Annotated in this window: 5 protein-coding genes; all 5 read left to right on the top strand. The window is 61.1% G+C overall.

Features of this window, described 5'->3' with window-relative positions; genetic code table 11:
• The coding region (locus G1C97_RS11995) for a hypothetical protein (RefSeq protein ID WP_169241956.1) at nt 1-285 on the top strand (285 nt) is incomplete at its 5' end.
• The gene (locus G1C97_RS12000) at nt 282-467 is read left to right on the top strand and encodes a hypothetical protein (protein ID WP_169241957.1); all 186 of its coding nucleotides are present in this window, start codon (nt 282-284) and stop codon (nt 465-467) included. The genes G1C97_RS11995 and G1C97_RS12000, both read left to right, overlap by 4 nt.
• Nucleotides 460-642, top strand: a complete 183-nt coding sequence (locus G1C97_RS12005) for a hypothetical protein (protein ID WP_169241958.1) — start codon at nt 460-462, stop codon at nt 640-642. The genes G1C97_RS12000 and G1C97_RS12005 overlap by 8 nt, the downstream gene beginning before the upstream one ends.
• Nucleotides 639-974 carry a hypothetical protein gene (locus G1C97_RS12010; RefSeq protein ID WP_169241959.1) on the top strand — a complete coding sequence of 112 codons (336 nt, stop codon included), beginning with the start codon at nt 639-641 and terminating at the stop codon, nt 972-974. Before G1C97_RS12005 ends, G1C97_RS12010 begins: the two co-directional genes overlap by 4 nt.
• Nucleotides 961-2,393: HsdM family class I SAM-dependent methyltransferase (locus G1C97_RS12015; RefSeq protein WP_169241960.1), on the top strand; the 1,433-nt coding region annotated here is incomplete at its 3' end. The genes G1C97_RS12010 and G1C97_RS12015, both read left to right, overlap by 14 nt.

A 2,393-nucleotide genomic window follows, 5' to 3' on the forward strand; every position in this document is an offset into this window, starting at 1 on the left:
ATCGAAGAACGCTACCCCTACCCCGACAACGGCGAGCGCCCCACCGGCATCACCCGGCTGGGCGCGTGTCTTGCCTCGCGCAAGGCGTATAAGGCCGGCGTGAACCGCAAGAACACGGATCGTGAGATCGATGCTGCGGCGCTCGCCGTCTATACCGGCGCTTCGGGCATGAGTTTGGAAGAGGTTACGCCCCTGTGGCCGAAGCTGAACCCGGACGCGAAGGCCCAGTATCGCAGGCTCGCACGATTGGCATTGGATGCGGCACGCAAGGAGGCCATGCGATGAACGTCAAGACCGCGAAGATATTCACCCGCGAGGCCTTGAGAGAGGCATGCGGCGAATACCTGCGAGCGCGAACCGTGGGTGGATGGGGGAGCGTGTTCCCGGATGATCTCGCGGATCATGTCTTCGACCACTACGGCATCGAAACGGATATCAGCGAACTGGAAGAGGCCCGGAATGAGTAGCCGGTATTGCAAGCCCGCCGGTTCCGATCCGGTATGGCGCTGCCCCATCTGCGGGCAATGGTGGCATCTCGACCTGTGGGGCGACTTCTGGGAGCCAATGAGCACGCTCACCGCGTTCCTCCTCTACCACCCGAAGTGGAAGGCCGAACGCAAGCATAGAAAGGCCCGCATATGAGCATCGACATCACCCAACAGGCATTGAACGCGCTCGCCGACGCCGGCCTCGGCAACGACAGCCCCGCCGAAGCGTTCGTGATCGGATACACCGCCGGTCATGATGACGCGCTCGCGCTCGCCGTCCGGATCGAACAGGCCATCAACCATAGGCCCGCCGGCCCGGACGAGGTCGAACGGCTCGCGATGCGATTGCGTGACGAGGTGGGCGACTGTCCGATCGTCTACGAGAGCGGCAAGATCATGGCCGACAAGGTGTTCGACTGGTGGAAACGACTGGCCGCGAGCGCCTTGGACATCATCAACGGTGAGGAGACCGATGAGCGGGATTGAACTTTTGGAATTGACTTCGCGTGTCTGCGACGCGCTGTGCATCGAGGATGTCGGTGTGTTGCCGGAGCGGTTGCGCGGGATCGTGGAGGATTACGACCTTGAGGCGTTGAACCGTCTCAGGGACAGCATGCCGGACTTGGAGTCGGATTGGTTGCGGAAGGTCTGGCAGTATCATTTCGCCGACCGGAAGAACCTCGGACAGGATTACACGCCCGATTGCCTCGGGGATCTGTGCGCGTATCTCACCGATGGGGCGAAAAGCGTGCTCGACCTGTGCGCCGGTTCGGGGAGCCTGACCGTCAGGAAGCACTTGCAGGACCCGTCTTGCCGGTTCGTGTGCTGGGAACTGGACAACGACGTGATACCCCTGTTGCTGGCGAACCTGGCCGTTAGGAACATCGACGCCGTGGTCATCAAGGGCGACGCGCTGTCCAATGCGAGGGACAGGGTGTGGCGTCTCGACCCGGATATCGGCGGCGGTGTGAGCCGTGTGCGCGAGGTCGCGCCTAATCATATCGACCTTGATCTGCTGCACTGCGACGCGACCGTCAGCAACCCGCCGTACAACATCAGATGGAAGCAGCCCGACATGGCCCCCATGTGGCCGCAATACGCCGGTTTCGACGTGCCGCCCGAAAGCAATGCGAACCTTGCGTTCGTCCTCACCGCCATGAACCTCACGAACCGTGGCGTGTTCCTCCTGCCGAACTCCGTGTTGAACACGGGCGGCAGGGAACAGGCGATCATGGGACAGATCATCGGCGAGAACTGGCTCCAATCCGCGGTCAGCCTGCCGGAACGCATGTTCGAGGCCACCAATATCCCGGTCTGCCTCATGGTGTTCGACCGCAACAGACGCACCCGCGACATCATGCTCGCGGACGCATCCGGGCACTGCCATGAGGAGGAACGGCTGCAACGCGGCCAACACGGTTCCAGATCACACACCGGACGCGTCTACAGGAAGAAAGTGAACGTGCTCGCCCTTGATGACATCGAACGGATCATCGGGGCGGTCAACGGATCGCAAACCGAAGGATTCAGCGTCAAGGCCAGACCGGAACGCATCATCGAAAACGGCATGCAGCTCAACGCGAAACGATACCTGCACGTCAAACACGAGGAACCAAAGCATCGCGACTACATGGACATCATCGCCGACCTGAACAAGGTCGCGGCCCGCCGCAACGAACTTCGCCTGACGGTCAACGAATCCACCGCCCGCATGCTCGGAGCCGACCTGCTCATGGCCGACCAAACCGACTCGAACCTGAACATCGCAACCATCGAAAGAAACCTGAAAGCGATTCTCGGCGACAAGGCCACGCTCCGACACGACGACTATATCGCGTATTCGAAGAACAAGAACGAAATCCGTTTCGAGAACAACAGCAAAACGACCATCAGCCCGATCATCCG

Source organism: Bifidobacterium olomucense (assembly GCF_012932375.1).
GTDB classification, from domain to species: Bacteria; Actinomycetota; Actinomycetes; order Actinomycetales; family Bifidobacteriaceae; genus Bifidobacterium; species Bifidobacterium olomucense.

Excerpts from the sequence above, each read along its gene's own strand:
- G1C97_RS12000 (WP_169241957.1), top strand. The coding sequence starts at position 282 with ATGAACGTCAAGACCGCGAAGATATTCACCCGCGAGGCCTTGAGAGAG.
- G1C97_RS12005 (WP_169241958.1), top strand. The coding sequence starts at position 460 with ATGAGTAGCCGGTATTGCAAGCCCGCCGGTTCCGATCCGGTATGGCGC.
- G1C97_RS12010 (WP_169241959.1), top strand. The coding sequence starts at position 639 with ATGAGCATCGACATCACCCAACAGGCATTGAACGCGCTCGCCGACGCC.